Raw genomic sequence first — 1,506 nt, forward strand, 5'->3', positions numbered from 1 at the left:
GCCAGCGGCGGTAAAACAGGAAAAGGTAAATCCACATCAGCCAGCAAAAGAGCTGGGCAGTAAGATAAAGCCCCAGCTCCGGCTCAACTCCTAACAGGCGGCTCATGATGGCCACCGCCAGAGGATAGCCCGGAAAGAAAGCCACATTGCTCTGCTCGTAGGCGATCTTGTCAAAGCCCACAAACTGATAGCCCCGCCGCACAATCCCCAGATACCAGTGGCTATCCCACTGGGTTAAACCCTTGAAGATAGAAGCATAGTCATCCCCCTTGCTCCAGAGGGAGATCAAGAAGATCTCCAGCCCTGTCAAGGCTAAGCTTGGCAGCAAAACCTGGATAGAGAAAGGGGCAAGACGCTGCCAGCTTTGCCGCAAAAGAGGGCCAAGCGAGAAGCTCATCGTCGGACCTTCGCGGGTGCGGGTGGCACTTTGATCTCTTCTTGGTAATCGCTGTCGGAGTTCACCTGCCAGAGATCGTGGCTGCCGGGGCGGAGAACGTTTTCGGCCGCCAATAGGCCCATCAGCAGGCTGTGATCCTGGTTGTTGTACTTAAACGAGCCATAGCGGCCCACCAGTTGCAAGTTTTCAAACTGGCCGAGGTACCTTCGCAAGATGGCCAAGTCTTCTTTGTAGCTGCCGGTGTAGATAGGATAGGTGCGGGGTAGGCGCACCACAAAGCCGCCAGAGATCTTCTGGCCTTGCAGCAGGCCAATTTGGCGTAGCTCCCTCTCGGCCAAAGCCAGCAATTGCTCCTCGGGAGCTTGCCACAAGGGATCCCCAAAGTTGCACCAATACTCACAGCACAAGGGGGTTTGTTCTCGGTTGGGGAGCATAGCCGGCGACCAATTGGCGAAGTTGGTTACCCGACCGACCTGCACTGTTGGGTCGTTGATATACAGCCAGTTATCGGGGAAAAGCTGGGATCCCTCCACAATCAGATAAACCAAAACGGTGTTGCGAAACTTGAGGTTGCGGGCTGCCTGCAGTACCTCTGGAGGAGGCAACTCCTGTAGGCTCTGCACCAAAACTGTCAGAGGGATCGAGGAGATGACGTGGGAGGGGGAGACCCATGTTTCACTTCCATCCTGAAGATTGCGCAATTGCAGCTTGACAATCCGGGATCCCTCATGCCTAAGGGCAATGACCTCTGTATTTAGCCAAACTTTTTGACCTTCGGCCAGCAAAAACTCCTGCATTTTTTCGTAGAGCTGGCCGGATCCCAGCCGAGGAAACTGAAACTGATCGATTAGAGATTTCACCAAACCTCGATTCCACCCCAATGCTTTTCGTATGGCCTCTCCAAGACTGAGACCTTTGATGCGCCGGGCAGCCCAATCAGCACTGATCTCGGTGCAAGGGATCCCCCAAAGCTTTTCTGTATAGCCTTCAAAGAAAATCTGAAAGAGTCGAGCGCCAAACTTGCCCTTGACCCAATCGGCAAAGTTGCGGGGAGCTGGCCGCGGAATGAGTTGTGCCCAAAGATAGGAAAGGACAATGCGCAGGCTTTC

At 54.2% G+C, this 1,506-nt stretch carries 1 protein-coding gene and 1 pseudogene; both read right to left on the bottom strand.

Annotation, left to right across the window (positions count from 1 at the left end):
* Positions 1 to 397: pseudogene (locus NW860_RS08570) on the bottom strand (hypothetical protein); the annotation flags it as partial.
* Positions 394 to 1,506, bottom strand: a 1,113-nt coding sequence (locus tag NW860_RS08575) for an FAD-dependent oxidoreductase (protein ID WP_414513626.1), incomplete at its 5' end; no start/stop codon positions are given. The gene NW860_RS08575 and the pseudogene NW860_RS08570, both read right to left, overlap by 4 nt.

This window comes from Synechococcus sp. F70.1 (assembly GCF_047502745.1).
Classification (GTDB): domain Bacteria; phylum Cyanobacteriota; class Cyanobacteriia; order Thermostichales; family Thermostichaceae; genus Thermostichus.